Source organism: Streptomyces sp. NPDC107581 (assembly GCF_055657175.1).
The window spans coordinates 214,296-232,492 of sequence record NZ_JBVKBH010000008.1 but is presented as its reverse complement, the minus strand read 5'-3'; the positions used below and the strand labels follow the sequence as shown (position 1 = coordinate 232,492).

Genomic DNA, 18,197 nt, shown 5'->3' with positions numbered 1-18,197 from the left:
GCCCGGAGGGCCAGTCCGGGGGATCATGCCCCCTGAGCCGGCCCCTGGCTGTGTGCCCGGCAGGATGCGAACCCGCGGCTCCCGCTTCGGGAGCGAGCTCGGGCCGCGGGCCTCACGGCTGTCGGACTAGGCGTAGGCGCCGATGTCCTTCACCACGGCGAACCCGAGCCCGTACGCGCTCATGCCCCGCCCATAGGCCCCGACGTGCACGCCGGCCTCGGTGGAACCGGCCAGCACCCACCCGAACTCGGATTCCCGGTAGTGGAACGGCATGGGCGTCCCGTCCACCGGAAGGGAGAGCGTGGACCACTCGGCCCCGTCGAGATCGTCGGCCAGGGCCCACGCGGTCTCCGTCTGCTGCTCCAGCCAGTCGTCCCGCAGGCTGTGGTCCATCTGGCCCGGCCAGGTGAACGTCAGCAGTCCCACCCCCGCCAGCCACGCCGCCGAGGAGACCGAGGTCGCCTCCAGCAGCCCCGTACCGTCGGCACTTCTGCGGGACGGATTCGCGGCCACGGTGACCACGACCGCGAACTTCCCCCTGGGCTCGTCGGCCGAGCCGGCGACATGCTCGTTGCGTACGGTGGGCTCGTCACCGTGCCCGATCGAACCGTGCTCGACGGCACCGTCGGCCGCCGTGCCGACCTGCATCAGCCAGCGCGGACCCGTGAACGCCTCGTCGAGGCCGTACCACGGAAAGGGCGCCTGCAGGTAGCCGCCGACCGTGCGCCAGGCGGAGGGGAACTGCTGTCCGCCCCCCGCGTCCGGCGCCTGCGCGCCCACCCGACTCGTCGTCTCCATCTGCCCGGACGCCTCCTCGTTCTCGTCGGACCGGGGCGGCCCGCCCCCCTTCGGGCGTACTCCTCCGGTCCGCACAACAACTCGGCAGCATATCCACACCGCTGAGAGCCGTAGGGAAAGCGCCCGGCGCGTGGGTCGCGCCGACAGCGCGTCCACGCCGTGAGCGGCGGGTGCGCGCTATGAAACGCGTCACGTCCGCCGCTGGGTCCGCGCGTCGGGGCCGGGCCAGGTGCGGGCTAGGTGGCGTCCGCGTCGAAGGGCGGACGGTCGTCCTTGCCGGGCTCCTCGGGCTTCTTGGTCATGTCGAGGCGCCCTCCGGACGGGGGCGTGGCCGACGAGGAGGAGGGCGACGGGGTCTCGCTGCCGTGGACGGCATCCGTGACCTCGGCCATCTCCTTCTTCAGGTCGAAGCCGTTGCGGATCTCCTTCAGCCCCAGTTCATCGCTGTCCAGCTGCTTGCGAAGGAACGTCTTGGGGTTGAGGTCCTCGAACTCGAAGTCCTTGAACTCGGGGCCCAGCTCCTCACGGATGTCCCGCTTGGCGCTCTCCGAGAACTCACGGATCTTCCGGATCGTGCCCATCACGTCCTGGATGACCTTCGGGAGCTTGTCCGGACCGAAAACGAGCACGGCGAGCACAACGATCGTCACCAGCTCGAGTGGTCCTATGTCATTGAACACCTGACGCTCCCATTGCGATGTTCTCGGTCGCTCAACGGTACCCGGCGTACCTGGCAGACCGGTACCGTCCCGAGGTGAGACTTCTGTCAGTTCTGCTCCGAAGCGCCCAGCACGAGTGAGACCTCCCGCTCTCCGCCGTGTTCGACGGTCAGACGCAGCCGGTCGCCGGGCCGGTGTGCGCGGATCTTGACGATCAGTTCCTCACCCGAGTGGACCCGCTCGCCGCCGACCGCGGTGATGACGTCGCCCGCCCTGAGCCCGGCCCGGTCGCCGGGGCCGCCCTTGATGACGGCGGGGCCGCCGTCGCCCGCCCTGGTGTCGACGCGGGCGCCGTCGCCCGTGTACCCCATGTCGAGAGTGACGCCTATCACAGGGTGTGTCGCACGGCCGGTGTTGATCAGTTCCTCGGCGACCCGCTTGGCCTGGTTGACGGGGATGGCGAAGCCGAGGCCGATGGAACCGGCCTGTCCGCCCGTGGAGTCGGAGCTCTCGTCGGCCGAGCGGATGGCGGAGTTGATGCCGATGACCCGGGCCCGGGAGTCGAGGAGCGGACCGCCGGAGTTGCCCGGGTTGATGGGGGCGTCGGTCTGCAGGGCGTCGACGTACGACACATCGCTCCCGTCGCCCTTCTCGCCGCCGGCCGTGATGGGACGCTCCTTGGCGCTGATGATGCCCGAGGTGACGGTGTTGGCCAGGTCGAAGGGGGCGCCGATGGCGACGACGGGGTCGCCGACCCGGACGTCGTCGGAGTTGCCGAGGGGCATGGGGGTGAGTCCGCGGACGCCGCTGACCTGGACGACGGCGAGGTCGTATCCGCTGTCGTGGCCGACGACCTTGGCCTTGGCGGTGTCGCCGCTGCTGAAGGTCACGGATATCTCGCCGCCGGACGAGGCCGGCTGGACGACATGGTTGTTGGTGAGGATGTGCCCGTGGGTGTCGAGGACGAACCCGGTGCCGGTGCCCGCCTCGTCGGCCCCGCGCACATGCAGGGTGACCACGCTGGGCAGCGCCCGGGCGGCGATCCCGGCCACGCTGTCCGGCGCGCGTCCGGCGGGCACCTTCCCGGCCTGCGGCAGATGTACGTCCCCCACGCCCTCGCGCTCGACGTAGGCGCCCACGAGGCCGCCGACGCCGCTGGAGACGACGGCGACCAGCAGGGTCCACACGACGGCCAGGCGCACGCTCCGCCTGCGCCGCTGCCGCTCGGTGGGCGCGGCGGAGCCGTTCTGCTGCAGCGGCCCGGGCACGAGGGGCTGCTGCCCGGCGGGGGGAACGGCCCAGGGGTCGTAGCGCTGCCAGGGATCACCGGTCGGTCCGGCCGGAGGGACGGAACCGGCATCCGCGGTGTGCGCGGCCGTGCCGGGAGCCCCGGGCGCCGGTACGGCCGGGGGCGGGCCTGCGTGAACCGGCGCGGGCCCAGCCGTGTGCGCGGGCACAGCCGTGTGCGCCGGCGCCTGCATGGTCACCGGCGCCGCAACGGCCGTCCCCTGCGCCGGAGTCTGGGCGATCACCGGCGCCGCTGCGGCCGTCCCCTGCGCCGGAGTCTGGGCGATCACCGGCGCCGCTGCGGCCGTCCCCTGCGCCGGAGTCTGGGCGGCCACCGGCGCCGCTGCGGCCGTCCCCTGCGCCGGTGCCGCCGCCGGGTGCTGGACGGGCGGCGCGGGGGCCCAGGGGCCCGGTTCGCCGTAGGGCGGGGTGCCGTAGGGGTCGGGGTCGTGCAGGGGCTTGATCCGCTCGACAGCCGGCGCGCCGGGGGCACCCGGGTCTTCCGGGCCCGGACCGGACGCGTCCACGACCGATCCGGTCGCCGTCGGCCCGGGCTCGGGCGGTGCGGTCACCACCGGAGCGGTCGCGGCCGGCTCAGCCGGCTCGGCCGCCCGTGGCCCGGCCGCCGTCGGCTCGTCCGCCGTCGACCCGGTCACGGCCGATCCGGTCCTCGCGGAGTCGGCAGGCGCCGACTCGGGCACGGGCGGTGCGGGCTTCGCCAGTTCGAAGTCGCCGTCGGTGAGCGGCTCGGCCATGACCGTGGGCCTCTCCGGCGCTTCCCCTGCCGACGCCCGGTCCTGCTGCTCCCCCGGCGGGACCTGCGTCGGGTTCCCCTCGTTCATGCTCTCCCCACGGCTGGCCGCGGCCTTGCGCATGGGCGGTGGCCGCGGAACGTCGACTCCGTGCCCGGGTCACCGCCGCGGGCACGGCTGCACAGGATTCAACCAGGTTCGGCGGCCGGGGCGCAGGGGCCGGTCAGGGCGCCCGACGGGAGGAGGAGGAAGGGGCGGACGGGGCGGAAGGTGAGACGGAGGGGGTCGTGGGAACCGAGGAGGCCGAGGCGGGGTCGGGGGCAGGGGCGGAGAGCAGGCCGGGGCCGGCCGGCCGGGGGCTCGGGGTCCAGGAGGACAGAGGGAGCGCCGAGACCTGGTTCAGCGGACGTATCAGCGGCGAGACCGCGGCCGCACCGGCCATCACCGGTGCGGTCAGGTCGTGCACGGTGTCCTGGAGCTGCCCGAGGACCGGGTCGGGTACGCCCGGCACCAGCGGCGCGGACATGGAGGTCGGCGCCACCGGAGTCTGGCCGAGCAGGCCGCCGCCCTGGGCGAGCAGCGGTCCCGCCGTGCGCCGACGCTGGGCGTCGGGCGCCATCGCCCCCGCCCCGGCGCCCGTCGAGCGCGCCGGGACCACGCCCGCGGAGCCGGAGCCGCCGCGGGCGTCCGCGGCCACGTCGCCGGGGATGGCGGTGGTCATGCCGCCGAGGGCGACGGCCGCCAGCGACACCGCGCCGGCGGCGGCGAACGCGAACCGCAGCCCGCGCGAGGCGGAGCGGTCGCCGTCGGGCCGGCCGACGGGGTGGATCCGGAAACCACGCTCCTCGGGGGCGGAGGCGGGTGCGACGCCGGCGTGCGGGCCGACGGGGACATAGCCGAACTCGAAGCGCTCGCCGCGCCTCACTCCGAAGACCCCGGCCTCCGGGTCTCGTCCGAAGAGTCCTCCCCCGGCCGACGGGGTGCCGTCGCCGTCGAGGTCACCGCCCCCGGGAAGACCCTGGAGACGGGCCAGGAAGCTCTCCGAGGGCGGCGGCGGTGCCGCCTCCGCGAACACGTTCTTCAGTCGGCGCTGGGCGTCCGCCTCCGCCTTGCACCGGGCGCAGGTGGCCAGGTGGGCGAGGACGCGCTCGCGCGACTCATGACCCAGCTCCCCGTCCACCAGGGCGGAGAGCCGGTCTCCCAGGTGCTGCTCTGCGAAGTGTGCCTCCGCGGCTTTCGGTCGTGATCCACTCACGCGGTCGCGCCCCCTCCTCCCAGAGCGGGGACGCGGGGCATGAAGGAGCGCCGCTCGGCCCTGCGCGCCTCGGGCGCGCGGTGGGCCAGGGCCTTGCGCAGCTGGGAGCGGCCGCGGTGGATCCGGGAGCGGACCGTGCCGAGCTTCACGCCGAGGGTCGCGGCGATCTCCTCGTACGAGAGGCCTTCGATGTCGCACAGGACGACCGCGGCGCGGAACTCGGGCGCAAGGGTGTCGAGGGCCTGCTGGACGTCCGCGTCGAAGTGGGCGTCGTTGAAGACCTGCTGCGGGGTGGGCTCACGGCTGGGCAGGCGCTCGGCCGCGTCCTCGCCGAGGGCGTCGAAGCGGATGCGCTGCTTGCGCCGGACCATGTCCAGGAAGAGGTTGGTGGTGATGCGGTGCAGCCAGCCCTCGAAGGTGCCGGGCGAGTACGTCGACAGGGAGCGGAAGACACGGACGAAGACCTCCTGGGTCAGGTCCTCCGCGTCGTGCTGGTTGCCCGTGAGGCGGTAGGCGAGCCGGTAGACCCGGCCGCTGTGCGTGCTGACGATCTCCTCCCACGTGGGCGGAGTCCATGCCTGCCCGTCCGCGTCGGTGGAGAAGGTCGCGGTCTGGGTGTCGCCCACGGCGGTGCCGGTGGCGTGGCTGTCAGCGGTGTCGTTCACGGATTTCGGCTTCCCTGCCGATCCGAGGAAGCGCCGTAGCACTCCTCCCCGATCCACAGGCGCAGCCGCACCTCCCCTGTCGGCTCTGGTGGTGTCCAGTGGAGCCCCTACCATAGCCACCTCGCCCGTTAGCTCCGGATAAGCGGTTTTACGAGAATTTGATACGCGCTGATACGGCTCATACGGCTGCGTCAGCATGTGCTCGGCGTCCTGTTCCACCTCTTACCCCCCATCGCGTCCCGGCTCACCGGCCCAACCCTTTAAACGCCCAGTCCCATCTGCGGGTTCCCGGCGCCAACGGATACAGTCACGCCCAGGCATTCCAGGGGGACAGGAGAGGGTCATTACCGGCAACCGGCAGACGAGCTGGGCGTTCGCCGACGCCTTTGTCGCCGAGGACGAAGCGCTGCGCTGGGCCAGGGACCGGGCCCGGGACGCAGGGCTGCGCTCGGTGTCGCCCGGCGCGGGCGCCGCGCTGCGACTGCTCGCCGCCTCCGTGGACGCGAAGGCGGTCGCGGAGATCGGCACCGGCTGCGGAGTGTCCGGAATCCATCTGCTGCACGGCATGCGGCCGGACGGGGTGCTCACCACGGTCGATCCGGAGCCGGAGCACCAGCAGTTCGCCCGGCAGGCGTTCCGGGCCTGCGGTTTCGCCAGCAACCGGGCCCGGTTCATCCCGGGCCGCGCCCTGGAAGTGCTGCCGCGGCTCGCGGACGCCGGTTACGACCTCGTGTTCTGCGACGGGGACCGGCAGGAGTACTCGGACTACCTCGCTGAATCGTTGCGCCTGCTGCGACCGGGGGGCCTGGTGGTGTTCGAGGGCGTCTTCGCCAACGGCCGTACGGTCGACTCGGGGCCGCAGCCGACCGAGGTGCTGCGGCTGCGCGAGCTGCTGCGCACGGTGCGGGAGAGCCAGGAGCTGGTGACGTCGCTGCTGCCAGTGGGCGACGGGCTGCTGTGCGCCGTCAAACGGTGATCCCCGCGGACGAAGGGTGATCCCCGCGGACGAACGGTGATCCCCGCGCGCCGCCCTTCGGTGTTCCCGGAAACCGCTGCGCTTCGGTGTTCCCGTGAGCCGCTGCACTTCGGTGCGCCCCCCGAAGGATGTCCTCAGGTGATCCCGGAAGGGCGCTCCGCGGTGCTCCCGGGCGTCCGGCCTTCGGCGATCTCCGGGAAGCCGTGGACGGGTGATCCCGTATCAGGGGCCCGGAACGCGGCTGCCCCGGCATCGCATGCGATGCCGGGGCAGCCGAAAGGACATGATCGCGGGCGCGTCAGACGACGACCTTCTTGAGGGCGTCGCCGAGCGCCTCGGCCTCGTCAGGGGTCAGCTCGACGACGAGCCGCCCGCCGCCTTCGAGCGGAACGCGCATGACGATGCCCCGCCCCTCCTTGGTCACCTCGAGCGGACCATCGCCCGTCCGCGGCTTCATGGCCGCCATGCTCGTTCCCCTTCCTGAAACCAGCTCATCGTCTGCCGACGGCCCCCTGGCAGGGCACGCACGATCCGAAACGGACACGCGACACCGGCATCGAACACATTGCTTCCCAGCCATTATCCCGCATCCCAGGACCCGATGACCAACATCAGTCGGCATCGCTTGGGCAACGCGCGCGAGCAAAACCACTCAATTCGGCGATGTGACTGCGATACTGCGCCACCTTCCGAACGCCCTCTGCCCGACTTCGCTCCCGAATTCTTTGACGCAGGTCACACGTCGGGTCCGGCTCTTGGGCGGCGATCTCCGCCATGCTGTCCTTCGGACAGCGACGTACTGAGCGGTACGTCACCAGCCGTGACACCGGAGGGGATGCGCCATGGCCGACACCGTGCTCTACGAGGTGAGCGACGGACTCGCGACGATCACACTGAACCGCCCCGAGGCGATGAACGCGCTGAACATCGCGACCAAGGCCGCCCTCCGGGAGGCGGCGGAATCCGCGGCCGCGGACACAGCCGTACGGGCGATCCTGCTGACCGCCGCCGGGGACCGGGCGTTCTGCGTGGGCCAGGACCTCAAGGAGCACATCGGGCTGCTGGCCACCGACCGGGAGACCGGGTCGGGGCAGACAATGAGCACGGTCAAGGAGCACTACAACCCGATCGTGAAGGCGCTGGCCGGGGCGCCGAAGCCGGTGGTCGCCGCGGTGAACGGGGTGGCCGCCGGGGCCGGCTTCGGGTTCGCGCTCGCCGCGGACTACCGGGTGGTGGCGGACACGGCGGCCTTCAACACCTCCTTCGCGGGTGTCGCCCTGACGGCGGACTCCGGGATCTCCTGGACGCTGCCCCGGGTCATCGGTCCGGGCCGCGCCGCCGACCTGCTGCTCTTCCCGCGCAGCATCAGCGCCCAGGACGCGCTGGAGCTGGGCATCGCCAACCGGCTGGTGCCCGCCGCCGACCTGCGCGCCGAGGGCGAGAAGGTGGCGCGGGCGCTGGCCGAGGGCCCGACGGTGGCGTACGCGGCGATCAAGGAGGCGATGGCCTACGGGCTGACGCACTCCCTCGCCGAGACGCTGGAGAAGGAGGACGAGCTGCAGACCCGGGCGGGGCAGTCCGAGGACCACACGATCGCGGTGCAGGCGTTCGTGAACAAGGAGAAGCCGAAGTACCTGGGCCGCTGAGCCGGGGGGCGGGAGTGCCGTAGGGGACCGCGGGCGCGTCGTGGCCGGTCGCGCCCACGCGGCGGAGCCGCATGCCGATGCGGCTCCGCACTCCGTATCCGGCTCCGCACCCTCGTATCCAGCCCCGCACCCCGTATCCGGCTTGCCCCCGTATCCGGCTTATCCGGCTTGTCCGGCGCTTCTCGCCGCGCAGGTCTCCAGGTGGTCGTTGACCAGCCCGCACGCCTGCATCAACGCATAGGCCGTCGTCGGGCCGATGAATCTGAGGCCCCGCTTCTTCAGCGTCTTCGACAGGGCCGTCGACTCCGGGGTGACCGCGGGGACGTCGGCCAGGGTCTTCGGGGCGGGACGGCCGGCCGGGTCGGGGGCGTGGGACCAGATCAGCTCGTCCAGTTCGCCCTCCGCCCAGCCGGCGAGCTCGCGCGCGTTGGCGAGGGTCGCGTCCACCTTGGCGCGGTTGCGGATGATGCCCGGATCGGCCAGCAGCCGCTCGCGGTCCTCGTCCGTGAACGCGGCGACCTTCTCGATCCGGAAGCCGGCGAAGGCCGCGCGGAAGCCGGGGCGGCGGCGCAGGATCGTGATCCAGGACAGGCCCGACTGGAAGGCCTCCAGGCTGATCCGCTCGAAAAGGGCGTCGTCGCCGTGGACCGGACGGCCCCACTCCTCGTCGTGGTACGCGACGTAGTCCTCGGTGGACAGGGCCCAGGGGCAGCGCAGCGTGCCGTCGGGCCCGGCGAGGGCCGCTCCGTCGCTCATCGCTGCTCCTCCGCCCGGCCGGGCTTGTCGAGCCGGGCGTGGGCGGCGGCGCGGGCTCCGGCCAGCGCGGACTCCAGGTCGGCGATGCGGGCGTCCCGCTCGGCGAGCTCCGCGGCGATGCGGCCGAGCGCGTCGTCCACGTCGGCCATGCGGTAGCCGCGCGGGGCGAGCGGGAAGCGCAGGCTCTCCACGTCCGCCCTGCCGACCGGGCGGTCGGGGGGCAGCGGGTCCTGCAGCCGCTCAGGGTCCACCTCCGGCAGCGGGCCGCTCTCGCCGCCGCCCACCACGGCGAGTGTCACCGCGGCCACCACGACGGCGAGGGCGACGACCAGGAACAAGAACATAACCATCGCTAGAGGTCCCCACGCTCGATGTGCCGGAAGCAGAATCTCTCAGGTCCGATCGTGCCATGCGAGTCTGACAGTTATGGTCGCAGGCGGCCGTACTGCGGAACGTACTAGGAGAGGTCACAGCGGATGCTCAGGCTGGGCAGGCGGGAATTCGGGCCGCACGAGCCGGTGATCATGGCGATTGTGAACCGGACCCCGGACTCCTTCTACGACCAGGGGGCCACGTTCCGCGACGAGCCGGCGCTCGCGCGCGTGGAGCAGGCGGTGGCCGAGGGAGCCGCGATCATCGACATCGGCGGGGTGAAGGCCGGGCCGGGCGAGGAGGTCACGGCCGAGGAGGAGGCACGGCGGACCGTCGGTTTCGTCGCGGAGGTACGGCGGCGCTTCCCGGACGTGATCATCAGTGTGGACACCTGGCGGGCATCGGTCGGCGAGGCGGTGTGCGAGGCCGGGGCGGATCTGCTGAACGACGCGTGGGGCGGGGTGGACCCGGGACTGGCGGAGGTCGCGGGGCGGTACCGGGTGGGGCTGGTGTGCACGCACGCGGGGGGTGTGCAGCCGCGTACCCGGCCGCACCGGGTGACGTACGACGACGTCGTGGACGACATCCTGCAGGTCACCCTGGGGCTGGCGGAGCGGGCGGTGTCGCTGGGGGTGCCCCGGGAGTCGGTGCTGATCGATCCCGGGCACGACTTCGGGAAGAACACGCGGCACAGCCTGGAGGCGACGCGGCGGCTGGACGAGATGGTCGCCACGGGGTGGCCGGTGCTGGTGTCCCTGTCCAACAAGGACTTCGTCGGGGAGACGCTGGACCGGCCGGTGAAGGAGCGGTTGCTCGGCACGCTGGCCACGACGGCGGTGTCGGCGTGGCTGGGGGCGCAGGTGTACCGGGTCCATGAGGTCGCCGAGACCCGCCAGGTGCTCGAGATGGTGGCGTCGATCGCCGGGCACCGTCCCCCCGCGGTGGCTCGGCGGGGCCTGGCCTGAGCACCAGGGGGCTCCGCCCCCCTGACCTCCATGTCCCGCCCGCCCACACGTCGCGGTCGGCTGAAGAGCGAGGCAGAGGCCCCACCCCGCTCACCACCCGCTCCCCGCCCCGACCCCCGGCTCTCGTTCTTCCGCCCGCTCCCCGCCCCGCCGACCCCGGCTCTCGCTCCTCCGCCCGCTTTCGGCCCGCCGAAGCCGGCGGGCGGGTGCACAGGTGGGCGAACGGGAGCCGGGGCAGGAGCACCCGGTCAGCGGGCCGCCTCCTTGGAGACCAGGGCCACCGCCTCGTCCACGTCGTCCGTGACGTGGAACAGCAGCAGGTCCTTCTCGGCCGCCTTGCCCTGGGCCACCAGCGTGTTCCTCAGCCAGTCCACCAGCCCGCCCCAGTACTCGCTGCCGAACAGGACGATCGGAAAGCGCGTGACCTTCTGGGTCTGGACCAGGGTGAGGGCCTCGAAGAGCTCGTCGAGGGTGCCGAGGCCGCCCGGGAGCACCACGAAGCCCTGCGCGTACTTCACGAACATCATCTTCCGCACGAAGAAGTAGCGGAAGTTCAGGCCGATGTCGACGTAGGGGTTCAGACCCTGCTCGAAGGGCAGCTCGATGCCGAGGCCGACCGAGATGCCGCCCGCCTCGCACGCGCCCTTGTTGGCCGCCTCCATGGCTCCGGGCCCACCGCCCGTGATCACCGCCCAGCCGGCCTCCACCAGCCCTCGGCCGAGCCGCACTCCCGCGTCGTACTCGGGCGAGTCCGCCGGCGTACGGGCGGAGCCGAACACGCTGATGGCGGGCGGGAGTTCGGCGAGCGTGCCGAAGCCTTCGATGAACTCCGACTGGATCCGCAGGACCCGCCAGGGGTCGGTGTGGACCCAGTCCGAGGGCCCGCCCGCGTCCAGCAGCCGCTGGTCGGTGGTGCTCGCGGTGACCTGGCCGCGCCGTCGGAGGACCGGTCCGAGCCGCTGCTCGTCCGGCGGCTGCTTCTTCCCCTCGGGGTTGCCGGTAGCCATGTGCGCTCCCTCCGCTTGCCGGTAGTTCGACCTCAGCCTAGATCCACCCGGGTTACGGAGGGGGGACGCGCGCATGTCCGCCGTGCAGCGCCGTGCGGGATCCTTACGCCGTGAGCCAGTCCCGCAGGCGCTCCTCGCCCGCGAGGATCTTCGCCACCTCGACGCGCTCGTCCCGCTTGTGCGCCAAGTGCGGGTTGCCCGGTCCGTAGTTGACCGCGGGCACGCCGAGCGCGGAGAAGCGCGAGACGTCCGTCCAGCCGTACTTGGGCTGCGGGGTGCCGCCCACCGCCTCGATGAAGGCCGCCGCGGCCGGGTGGGAGAGGCCGGGCAGTGCGCCGGGGCTGTGGTCGTCGACCACGAACTCCGCCACCCCGCAGTCCGCGAACACCTCGCGGACGTGGGCGATCGCCTCCTCCTCGGTGCGGTCGGGGGCGTAGCGGAAGTTGACCGTCACCACGCACTCGTCCGGGATGACGTTGCCCGCCACTCCCCCGGAGATGCCCACCGCGTTCAGGCCCTCGCGGTACTCCAGGCCGTCGATGACCGGCCACCGGGGCTCGTAGGCGGCCAGCCGGGCCAGGACGGGGGCCGCCGAGTGGATCGCGTTGGAACCCATCCAGCCGCGCGCCGAGTGGGCCCGCTCGCCCGTGGTCTTCAGCAGCACCCGCAAGGTGCCCTGGCAGCCGCCCTCGACCTGTCCGTCGGAGGGCTCCAGCAGGACCGCGAAGTCACCCTCCAGCCACTCCGGGTGGGCCTCGGACACCTGCTTGAGCCCGTTGAGCTCGGCGGCGACCTCCTCGTTGTCGTAGAACACGAAGGTCAGATCGCGGTTGGGGGCGGGGACCGTCGCCGCGATGCGCAGCTGTACCGCCACGCCGGACTTCATGTCGCAGGTGCCGCAGCCCCACAGCACGCCGTCCTCGTCGAGCCGGGACGGCACGTTGCCGGCGATCGGCACGGTGTCGATGTGGCCGGCCAGCACGACCCGCTCCGCGCGGCCCAGGTCCGTCCGGGCGATCACGTTGTTGCCGTGGCGGTCCACGGTCAGATGCGGCAGGGCCCGCAGGGCGGTCTCGATCGCGTCCGCGAGGGGCTTCTCGGTGCCGCTCTCGGAGGGGAAGTCGACGAGCTGCGCGGTGAGCGCGGCGGCGTCCAGCGTGAGGTCAAGCGAGGTGTCGGCCATGGCCCCGACCCTAGCGCGCGGCCGCCGGGGGGCCGGTCGGCGAAGCCCCAGGACCGGACGCGAGGGCCGTGAGGGGCTCCAGTACCTTGTACGCGTGCCAGAGCCGTCCCCCACTCGTCCCAAGCGCCGCGGCCGCCTCCTGCGTATCAGTGCGGCGCTGTTGGTCCTGTCCGCCGTGGCCGCCTACCTGGTGGTGCAGTACGTCACCGGGGGCGGAGGTGCGGGCTGCAAGGTGGTCTCCGGCGCGGGTGACGGGACGTCGTACGAGTTCACGCCCGAGCAGGCGGCGAACGCGGCGACGATCGCCGCCGTCGGGACCGGGCGGGGCATGCCCGAGCGGGCGGTGACCATCGCGCTGGCGACCGCCCTCCAGGAGTCGGGGCTGCGCAACATCGAGCACGGCGACCGGGATTCCCTGGGCCTGTTCCAGCAGCGGCCCTCGATGGGCTGGGGCACCGAGCAGCAGATCATGGACCCGGACTACGCGGCGGGCATCTTCTATGCGCACCTGGCGAAGGTGCCGGACTACGCCGACCTGCCGCTGACGGTGGCCGCGCAGCGGGTGCAGCGCAGCGGCTATCCGGAGGCGTACGCCAAGCACGAGCCGGACGCCACGCTGCTGGCGACGGCCCTGACCGGCCAGGCGGCGGCCACACTGACCTGCGACGGACGTCCGGAGCGCACGACCGCCGCGACCGGTCCGGACGCGGTACGGGCCGCGCTGGTGCGGGACTTCGGGCGGGACGCGCTGCAGGAGACCGGTGCGGAGGTGGGCGGTGCGGCGGTTCCCTCGCCCTCGCCGTCGCCGAGCGTGACGGCGACCGCGCACGGGCGGACCGTGACCGTGCCGGTGCCGGACGGCGCGAGGACGGACGCGACCGGGCGCGGGGAGCAGGAGCGCGGCTGGCAGCTGGCGCACTGGGCCGTGGCCAACTCCTCGGCGCTGCACATCGACCGGGTGCTCTACGGGGGCCGGGAGTGGACCGGGGCCGACGGCGACGGCCAGTGGCACACGGCCGGCGCGCAGGGGACCGCCGGTGCGGAGAAGTCGCTGGGAACGGTCCGGATCGTGGCCGGACAGTAGTACGAGACCTCCCCCGGCCGGGTTGCGCGGCCTCGGGGCGGGCGCGTTTCCCCGGGAGTTTCGGCGCATTGGCGAAATCCCCGGGAAATCAGGGGCCGTAAGGATTCTGCACGATCTCGGACAGGTGCCCTTTGCCCGTTTTTATCCACAACCGATAATGCGATGCGTTATCCATTCTTTACCTTCGGCGTCCGCAACCTTCGTCGGCTTCGAGCGGTAGTCACGGCGTCCGAGACCGGACACACATCACCGTTCTCTCCCGTCGAATGGAGCATCATGTCCCTCCCTCTGACCCGCCGGATCGCCCGTGCCGCGCTGCTTGTCGCAGCGGGAGCGGCTGCCGGGGTCGGTGCGGCCGGCTCTGCCGGCGCGGCCACTAACCAGCCGACGACCGCCCCGGAACTGAGCGGCCTGTCCGCCCTGGACACGGCGAACGCCGGCACCGCCGTCGACGGTGCGACGACTCACGTCACCGGCGTCGCGGGTGACGCGGGCACCCAGGCGATCAAGAAGGCGGGCCCGACCGTGAACAAGACCGTCGGCGGTGCCACGAAGAACGCGACGCCCACCGTGCAGAGGACCGCGGGCACTGCGGCCGGGACCCTGGGGAACACCCTCGGGGAGACCGCGTCCACCGCGACGAAGACCGGGCTGTCGACGGGCTCCATCGGCAAGGGCGGGCTGCCGCCGGTGACCGGCGTTCCGCTGGGCCGCTGACTTCGGTCTCGTTGACCTGACGGCGATGGGGTCCAGGGATGTCCCTGGACCCCATCGCTTTGTTCCCACAACCGCCCGGCAGCCGGGCCCAGGCCGTGGACGCCCTCCGGCGGGGCCCCAGGCCGTAGTGGACGTCCTTCAGCCGGGTCCAGACCGCAGACGTCCTGCCACCGGGCCCGGGCCTGCGGACGGTCCTACGCCTTCAGTCGGGCCACCGCTGCCCGGACCCGCTCGTCCGTCGCCGTGAACGCCACGCGGACGAACTTCTCCCCCGCCTCGCCGTAGAAGTCGCCGGGGGCGACCAGGATGCCCAGGCCGGCCAGGTGGGCGACCGTTTCCCAGCAGGACTCGTCGCGGGTGGCCCACAGGTACAGGCTGGCCTCGCTGTGCTCGATGCGGAAGCCGTGGCCGAGGAGCGCTTCGCGCAGGAGCGCACGGCGGGCCGCGTAGCGCTCGCGCTGGACGTGCACGTGCTCGTCGTCGCCCAGGGCCGCCACCACCGCCGCCTGCGTGGGCGCCGAGGTCATCATGCCGCCGTGCTTCCGGATCTCCAGCAGGGGGCCGAGGACGGCCGGGTCGCCCGCCAGGAAGGCGGCGCGGTAGCCGGCCAGGTTCGAGCGCTTGGAGAGGGAGTGGACGGCCACGATGCCGTCGTAGGAGCCGCCGTTGACGTCGGGGTGCAGGACCGACACCGGGTCGGCCTCCCAGCCCAGCTCCAGGTAGCACTCGTCGGAGACCAGCAGCACGCCGTGCGCGCGGGCCCAGGCGACGATCTCCGTCAGCTCCTGCTTGCCCAGCACCTTGCCGGTGGGGTTGGAGGGCGAGTTCAGCCAGAGGAGCTTCAGGTTCGCCGGGTCCAGCTCGCGCGGGTCGTCGTAGACCTCGTACCCGGCGCGGGCCAGGCGGGCGCCGACCTCGTACGTGGGGTAGGCCAGGCGCGGGTAGGCCACCCGGTCGCCGGGGCCGAGGCCCAGCTGGGTCGGCAGCCAGGCCACCAGTTCCTTGGAGCCGACGATCGGCAGGACATGGCGGTGGGTGACCTCGCGGGCGCCCAGGCGGCGCTCCAGCCAGCCGGTGATCGCGTCGCGCAGTGCGGGGGTGCCCCACACCGTCGGGTAGCCCGGGGAGTCGGCCGCGTCGACCAGGGCCTTCTGGATCAGCTCGGGGACCGGGTCGACCGGGGTGCCGACGGAGAGGTCGACGATGCCGTCCGGGTGCGCCGCGGCCGTCTTCTTGAACGGCTCGAGCTTGTCCCAGGGGAAGGTCGGAAGACGGTCGGAGACTGCGGACACGGGGTGGCTCACTTTCATCGGTACGGCAAACGCCTCGGCCCCGTACGGCGGTGATCAAGGCGATCGGGCCGTACGGGACCGAGGCGGCGCTGAGGGTCCCCCGGTCCGGGCGGAGCCGGGAACCAGGAGAGCGGGCCGCTGGCCGCTTAGACGGTCACTCGCCCTGCGGCGGCAGCGCGGCGATGAAGGGGTGGTCGCGCTCGATCAGCCCCAGCTTGCTGGCGCCGCCGGGAGAACCCAGCTCGTCGAAGAACTCGACGTTCGCCTTGTAGTAGTCCTTCCACTCCTCCGGAGTGTCGTCCTCGTAGAAGATCGCCTCGACCGGGCAGACCGGCTCACAGGCACCACAGTCGACGCATTCGTCCGGGTGGATGTACAAGGACCGCTGGCCCTCGTAGATGCAGTCGACCGGGCACTCCTCGATGCACGCCTTGTCCTTGACGTCGACACAAGGCTGCGCGATGACGTAGGTCACGCTGTCGTTCCTCCTCGATAGGGCGCCGGCGGGCCTCCTCAGGCTCCGCCGCCTGGCGCGCGGGAGCGCGGCGTCGTCGATGCCCGCCCCTAGTATCTCCGTTCCGGGGCATGATCCATACAGGAGGGGTGAACTGACCAGTGGAAATATCGGCGCACGGACGGCTCGAGGTCCGTATCACCGCTGCTGACGTGGGCAAACGGGTCTCCGTACGGCGCTTGAACACGCCCGGGACCACGGAAGAGAAGTTCACCGACACGGTGGGTGTTCTCACATCATGGGACGACGGCGTGCTCATGATCACACGGCGGGACGGGCGGAGCGTCCGGGTCCCGGAGTCCGAGCTGGTCGCGGGCAAGGTGGTACCGGCCGCGCCGGCGCGCCGGCGCGGGCCCGCCGCGAGCTACTCCGAGCTGGCGCACGTCGCCGCGCGCGCGTGGCAACCGGTGGAGAGCGAGCGGCTCGGGGAGTGGGAGCTGCGGGCCGCCCACGGGTTCACCCGCCGGGCCAACAGTGTGCTGCCGCTCGGCGATCCGGGGCTTCCGCTCGACGCGGCCCTGGATGCCGTACGACGCTGGTACGACGAGCGCGGCCTGCCCGCGTACATCCAGACCGCCACCGGCGCCGAGGGCACGCAGGAGCTGCTGTGCGCGGAGCTGGAGCGGCGCGGCTGGGTGCGGGAGGTGAGCTCCGAGCTGTGGATCGGAGCGCTGGCGCCGGTCGCGGACCGGGCCGAGGGCGCCTCGGTGGTGCTGTCCCGCGAGGCGGACGAGGCATGGCTCGCCCGGTACCGGCGCAAGGGGGTGAGCGAGGTGGCCCTGCGGGTGCTCGGCAGCGGCCCGTCGGTGTGGTTCGCGACCGTGCCCGACGCGGGTTCCGCCGGCCGGGCGCAGCCGGGACCGGGAGAAGCGGCCGGTGGGCCGCCGGCAGCGATCGGGCGGTGTGTCGTGGACGGACGGTGGGCCGGGTTCGCCGCCGTCGAGGTCGATCCCGGCCGGCGCCGGCAGGGACTGGCCACCGAGGTGATGGCCGCGCTGGCCCGCCGCGCCCTGGACGAGGGCGCCTCGGCGGCCTGGCTCCAGGTGGAGAACGGCAACGAGGCCGCCCGGGCCCTGTACGGCGCCCTCGGCTTCGCCCCGCACCACACGTACCACCATTACCGGGAGCCGGACACTTCCGGCCCCGGACGGTCGTAGGAACCGTCGTGGAAGGGCATGAGCCAGGCATGCGGCACCCCCGTCTCCCTCCTCCGTATCCGCCCCCTCCGGAGCGGTCCGCCGAGGTGCGGCGGCGGTTCGGCGAGGAGGCGCGGTCCGAGCGGCCGGATCTGTCGGCGCTGTGCCTGCTGATCGGCGCGGAGGCGGACGGCTCGCTGGACGAGACCGGGATCGACGCGGCCCAGCTGGAGCTGGACCGGCTGGCCGGGCAGCTGCCGTACCGTCCGGGCGGCCCGCACGCATGGGCCCAGGCGCTGTGCGGGCTGCTGGGCGAGCGCTACGGGTACGCGGGGTCGGGCGGGGACTACGAGCGGCTGGAGTCCTCGCTGCTGCACGAGGTGCTGCGGCGCCGGCGCGGGCTGCCGATCCTGCTCTCCGTGGTGTGGCTGGAGGTCGCGCGGCGGGCGGGGGCGCCGGTGTACGGGGTCGCGCTGCCGGGACACTTCGTGGTCGGGTTCGGTCCGGCCGAGGAGCAGGTGCTGGCCGATCCGTTCGACGGCGGGCGGGTGCTCACCGGGACGGATGCGGAGCTGCTCGTGGCGGGGGCGACCGGGGCGCCGTTGCAGCCGTCGATGCTGGTGCCGGCGGCGCCGCTGGACGTCGTGCAGCGGATCCTGAACAACATCCGGGCGTGGGCCTCGGCGCGGCCCGAGCGCTCGGACGTCGGGCTGTGGGGCGTGGAGCTGGCCCTGCTGCTGCCCGCGCATCCGGCCAGGCTGCGCTACGAGCGCGGTCAGCTGCTGGTGCAGCGCGGCGAGTTCACGCAGGGGGCGGAGGAGCTGGACGCGTACGCCCATCTGATCGAGGTCGTGGACGAACCGACCGCCCGCCGGGTCCGGCAACAGGCCCACTCGGCACGCGCGATGCTCAACTGACACACACGCCCACCCAGCGGAACACGGCGAGCAGGGCCCAGCGCGCAGGGGCACGGGCAGGGACACGGGCAGGGAGACCGGAGATCAGGGCTCGGGCCGCGGGGCCGGAGTGCGGCGCACAAAGCACAGGGCACAGGGGCACGGAGACCGGAGCCCGGACCGCAGGGCGCGGAGCCCGGAAATCATGCGCAGAGCGCGGAACGCTGGGAGCACAGC

At 72.8% G+C, this 18,197-nt stretch carries 19 protein-coding genes; 7 read left to right on the top strand and 12 right to left on the bottom strand.

Annotated features, from left to right (window positions below):
* Nucleotides 1-126 precede the first annotated feature (126 nt).
* The 5 genes from ACZ7P3_RS22420 to sigE all read right to left on the bottom strand — a co-directional run bounded on the left by ACZ7P3_RS22420 (nt 127) and on the right by sigE (nt 5,458).
* Nucleotides 127-798, bottom strand: a complete 672-nt coding sequence (locus ACZ7P3_RS22420) for a hypothetical protein (protein WP_472084286.1) — start codon at nt 796-798, stop codon at nt 127-129.
* Between the two features lie 236 nt (nt 799-1,034).
* The gene (locus ACZ7P3_RS22415) at nt 1,035-1,478 is read right to left on the bottom strand and encodes a sec-independent translocase (protein ID WP_472084284.1); all 444 of its coding nucleotides are present in this window, start codon (nt 1,476-1,478) and stop codon (nt 1,035-1,037) included.
* Between the two features lie 86 nt (nt 1,479-1,564).
* Nucleotides 1,565-3,586, bottom strand: a complete 2,022-nt coding sequence (locus ACZ7P3_RS22410; protein ID WP_472084282.1) for a S1C family serine protease — start codon at nt 3,584-3,586, stop codon at nt 1,565-1,567.
* Between the two features lie 133 nt (nt 3,587-3,719).
* Nucleotides 3,720-4,751, bottom strand: a complete 1,032-nt coding sequence (locus ACZ7P3_RS22405; protein ID WP_472084280.1) for an anti-sigma factor family protein — start codon at nt 4,749-4,751, stop codon at nt 3,720-3,722.
* A complete protein-coding gene (gene sigE / locus ACZ7P3_RS22400) occupies nt 4,748-5,458 on the bottom strand; it encodes an RNA polymerase sigma factor SigE (RefSeq protein ID WP_472084594.1) in 711 nt (236 codons plus the stop codon). Before sigE ends, ACZ7P3_RS22405 begins: the two co-directional genes overlap by 4 nt.
* Nucleotides 5,459-5,612: 154 nt before the next feature.
* On the opposite strand from sigE, the gene ACZ7P3_RS22395 reads away from it, so the two are divergent.
* Entirely contained in the window at nt 5,613-6,392 is a 780-nt protein-coding gene (locus tag ACZ7P3_RS22395; protein WP_472084278.1) for an O-methyltransferase, read from the top strand.
* A gap of 298 nt (nt 6,393-6,690) precedes the next feature.
* Here the strand turns inward: ACZ7P3_RS22395 and ACZ7P3_RS22390 are convergent, their stop codons facing one another.
* Complete coding sequence (locus ACZ7P3_RS22390; protein ID WP_018544333.1) at nt 6,691-6,858, bottom strand: DUF3117 domain-containing protein; 168 nt, start codon at nt 6,856-6,858, stop codon at nt 6,691-6,693.
* 376 nt (nt 6,859-7,234) lie between these two features.
* Between ACZ7P3_RS22390 and chcB the strand changes: the two genes are divergently transcribed.
* Nucleotides 7,235-8,038 carry a 2-cyclohexenylcarbonyl CoA isomerase gene (chcB, locus tag ACZ7P3_RS22385; protein WP_472084276.1) on the top strand — a complete coding sequence of 268 codons (804 nt, stop codon included), beginning with the start codon at nt 7,235-7,237 and terminating at the stop codon, nt 8,036-8,038.
* 159 nt (nt 8,039-8,197) lie between these two features.
* Here chcB and ACZ7P3_RS22380 read toward each other — a convergent pair whose 3' ends face one another.
* Nucleotides 8,198-8,794: a DNA-3-methyladenine glycosylase I gene (locus ACZ7P3_RS22380; RefSeq protein WP_472084274.1), complete on the bottom strand. Its 597-nt coding sequence runs from the start codon at nt 8,792-8,794 to the stop codon at nt 8,198-8,200.
* Entirely contained in the window at nt 8,791-9,144 is a 354-nt protein-coding gene (locus ACZ7P3_RS22375; RefSeq protein ID WP_472084272.1) for a DivIVA domain-containing protein, read from the bottom strand. The genes ACZ7P3_RS22380 and ACZ7P3_RS22375 overlap by 4 nt, the downstream gene beginning before the upstream one ends.
* Before the next feature lie 126 nt (nt 9,145-9,270).
* Between ACZ7P3_RS22375 and folP the strand changes: the two genes are divergently transcribed.
* Nucleotides 9,271-10,131, top strand: coding sequence for a dihydropteroate synthase (folP, locus tag ACZ7P3_RS22370; protein WP_472084270.1), 861 nt, complete (start codon nt 9,271-9,273; stop codon nt 10,129-10,131).
* Between the two features lie 248 nt (nt 10,132-10,379).
* Here the strand turns inward: folP and ACZ7P3_RS22365 are convergent, their stop codons facing one another.
* Together ACZ7P3_RS22365 and dapE are read right to left on the bottom strand one after the other, a co-directional pair.
* Nucleotides 10,380-11,138 (bottom strand): LOG family protein, encoded by a 759-nt coding sequence (locus tag ACZ7P3_RS22365; protein WP_472084268.1) that lies wholly within the window; start codon nt 11,136-11,138, stop codon nt 10,380-10,382.
* 103 nt (nt 11,139-11,241) lie between these two features.
* Nucleotides 11,242-12,321 (bottom strand): succinyl-diaminopimelate desuccinylase, encoded by a 1,080-nt coding sequence (gene dapE, locus ACZ7P3_RS22360; protein WP_472084266.1) that lies wholly within the window; start codon nt 12,319-12,321, stop codon nt 11,242-11,244.
* A gap of 94 nt (nt 12,322-12,415) precedes the next feature.
* On the opposite strand from dapE, the gene ACZ7P3_RS22355 reads away from it, so the two are divergent.
* The gene (locus tag ACZ7P3_RS22355; protein WP_472084264.1) at nt 12,416-13,405 is read left to right on the top strand and encodes a VldE C-terminal domain-containing protein; all 990 of its coding nucleotides are present in this window, start codon (nt 12,416-12,418) and stop codon (nt 13,403-13,405) included.
* 276 nt (nt 13,406-13,681) lie between these two features.
* Nucleotides 13,682-14,122: an ATP-binding protein gene (locus ACZ7P3_RS22350; protein ID WP_472084262.1), complete on the top strand. Its 441-nt coding sequence runs from the start codon at nt 13,682-13,684 to the stop codon at nt 14,120-14,122.
* A gap of 194 nt (nt 14,123-14,316) precedes the next feature.
* Here the strand turns inward: ACZ7P3_RS22350 and ACZ7P3_RS22345 are convergent, their stop codons facing one another.
* Nucleotides 14,317-15,414, bottom strand: a complete 1,098-nt coding sequence (locus tag ACZ7P3_RS22345; protein WP_472084260.1) for a bifunctional succinyldiaminopimelate transaminase/glutamate-prephenate aminotransferase — start codon at nt 15,412-15,414, stop codon at nt 14,317-14,319.
* Between the two features lie 154 nt (nt 15,415-15,568).
* On the bottom strand, nt 15,569-15,889 hold the full coding sequence (gene fdxA / locus ACZ7P3_RS22340) for a ferredoxin (RefSeq protein ID WP_018561461.1): 321 nt from the start codon (nt 15,887-15,889) through the stop codon (nt 15,569-15,571).
* A 140-nt stretch (nt 15,890-16,029) separates the two neighbouring features.
* Between fdxA and ACZ7P3_RS22335 the strand changes: the two genes are divergently transcribed.
* Complete coding sequence (locus tag ACZ7P3_RS22335; protein WP_472084257.1) at nt 16,030-17,085, top strand: GNAT family N-acetyltransferase; 1,056 nt, start codon at nt 16,030-16,032, stop codon at nt 17,083-17,085.
* Between the two features lie 29 nt (nt 17,086-17,114).
* Nucleotides 17,115-17,981: a transglutaminase family protein gene (locus tag ACZ7P3_RS22330; RefSeq protein WP_472084255.1), complete on the top strand. Its 867-nt coding sequence runs from the start codon at nt 17,115-17,117 to the stop codon at nt 17,979-17,981.
* Nucleotides 17,982-18,197 lie beyond the last annotated feature (216 nt).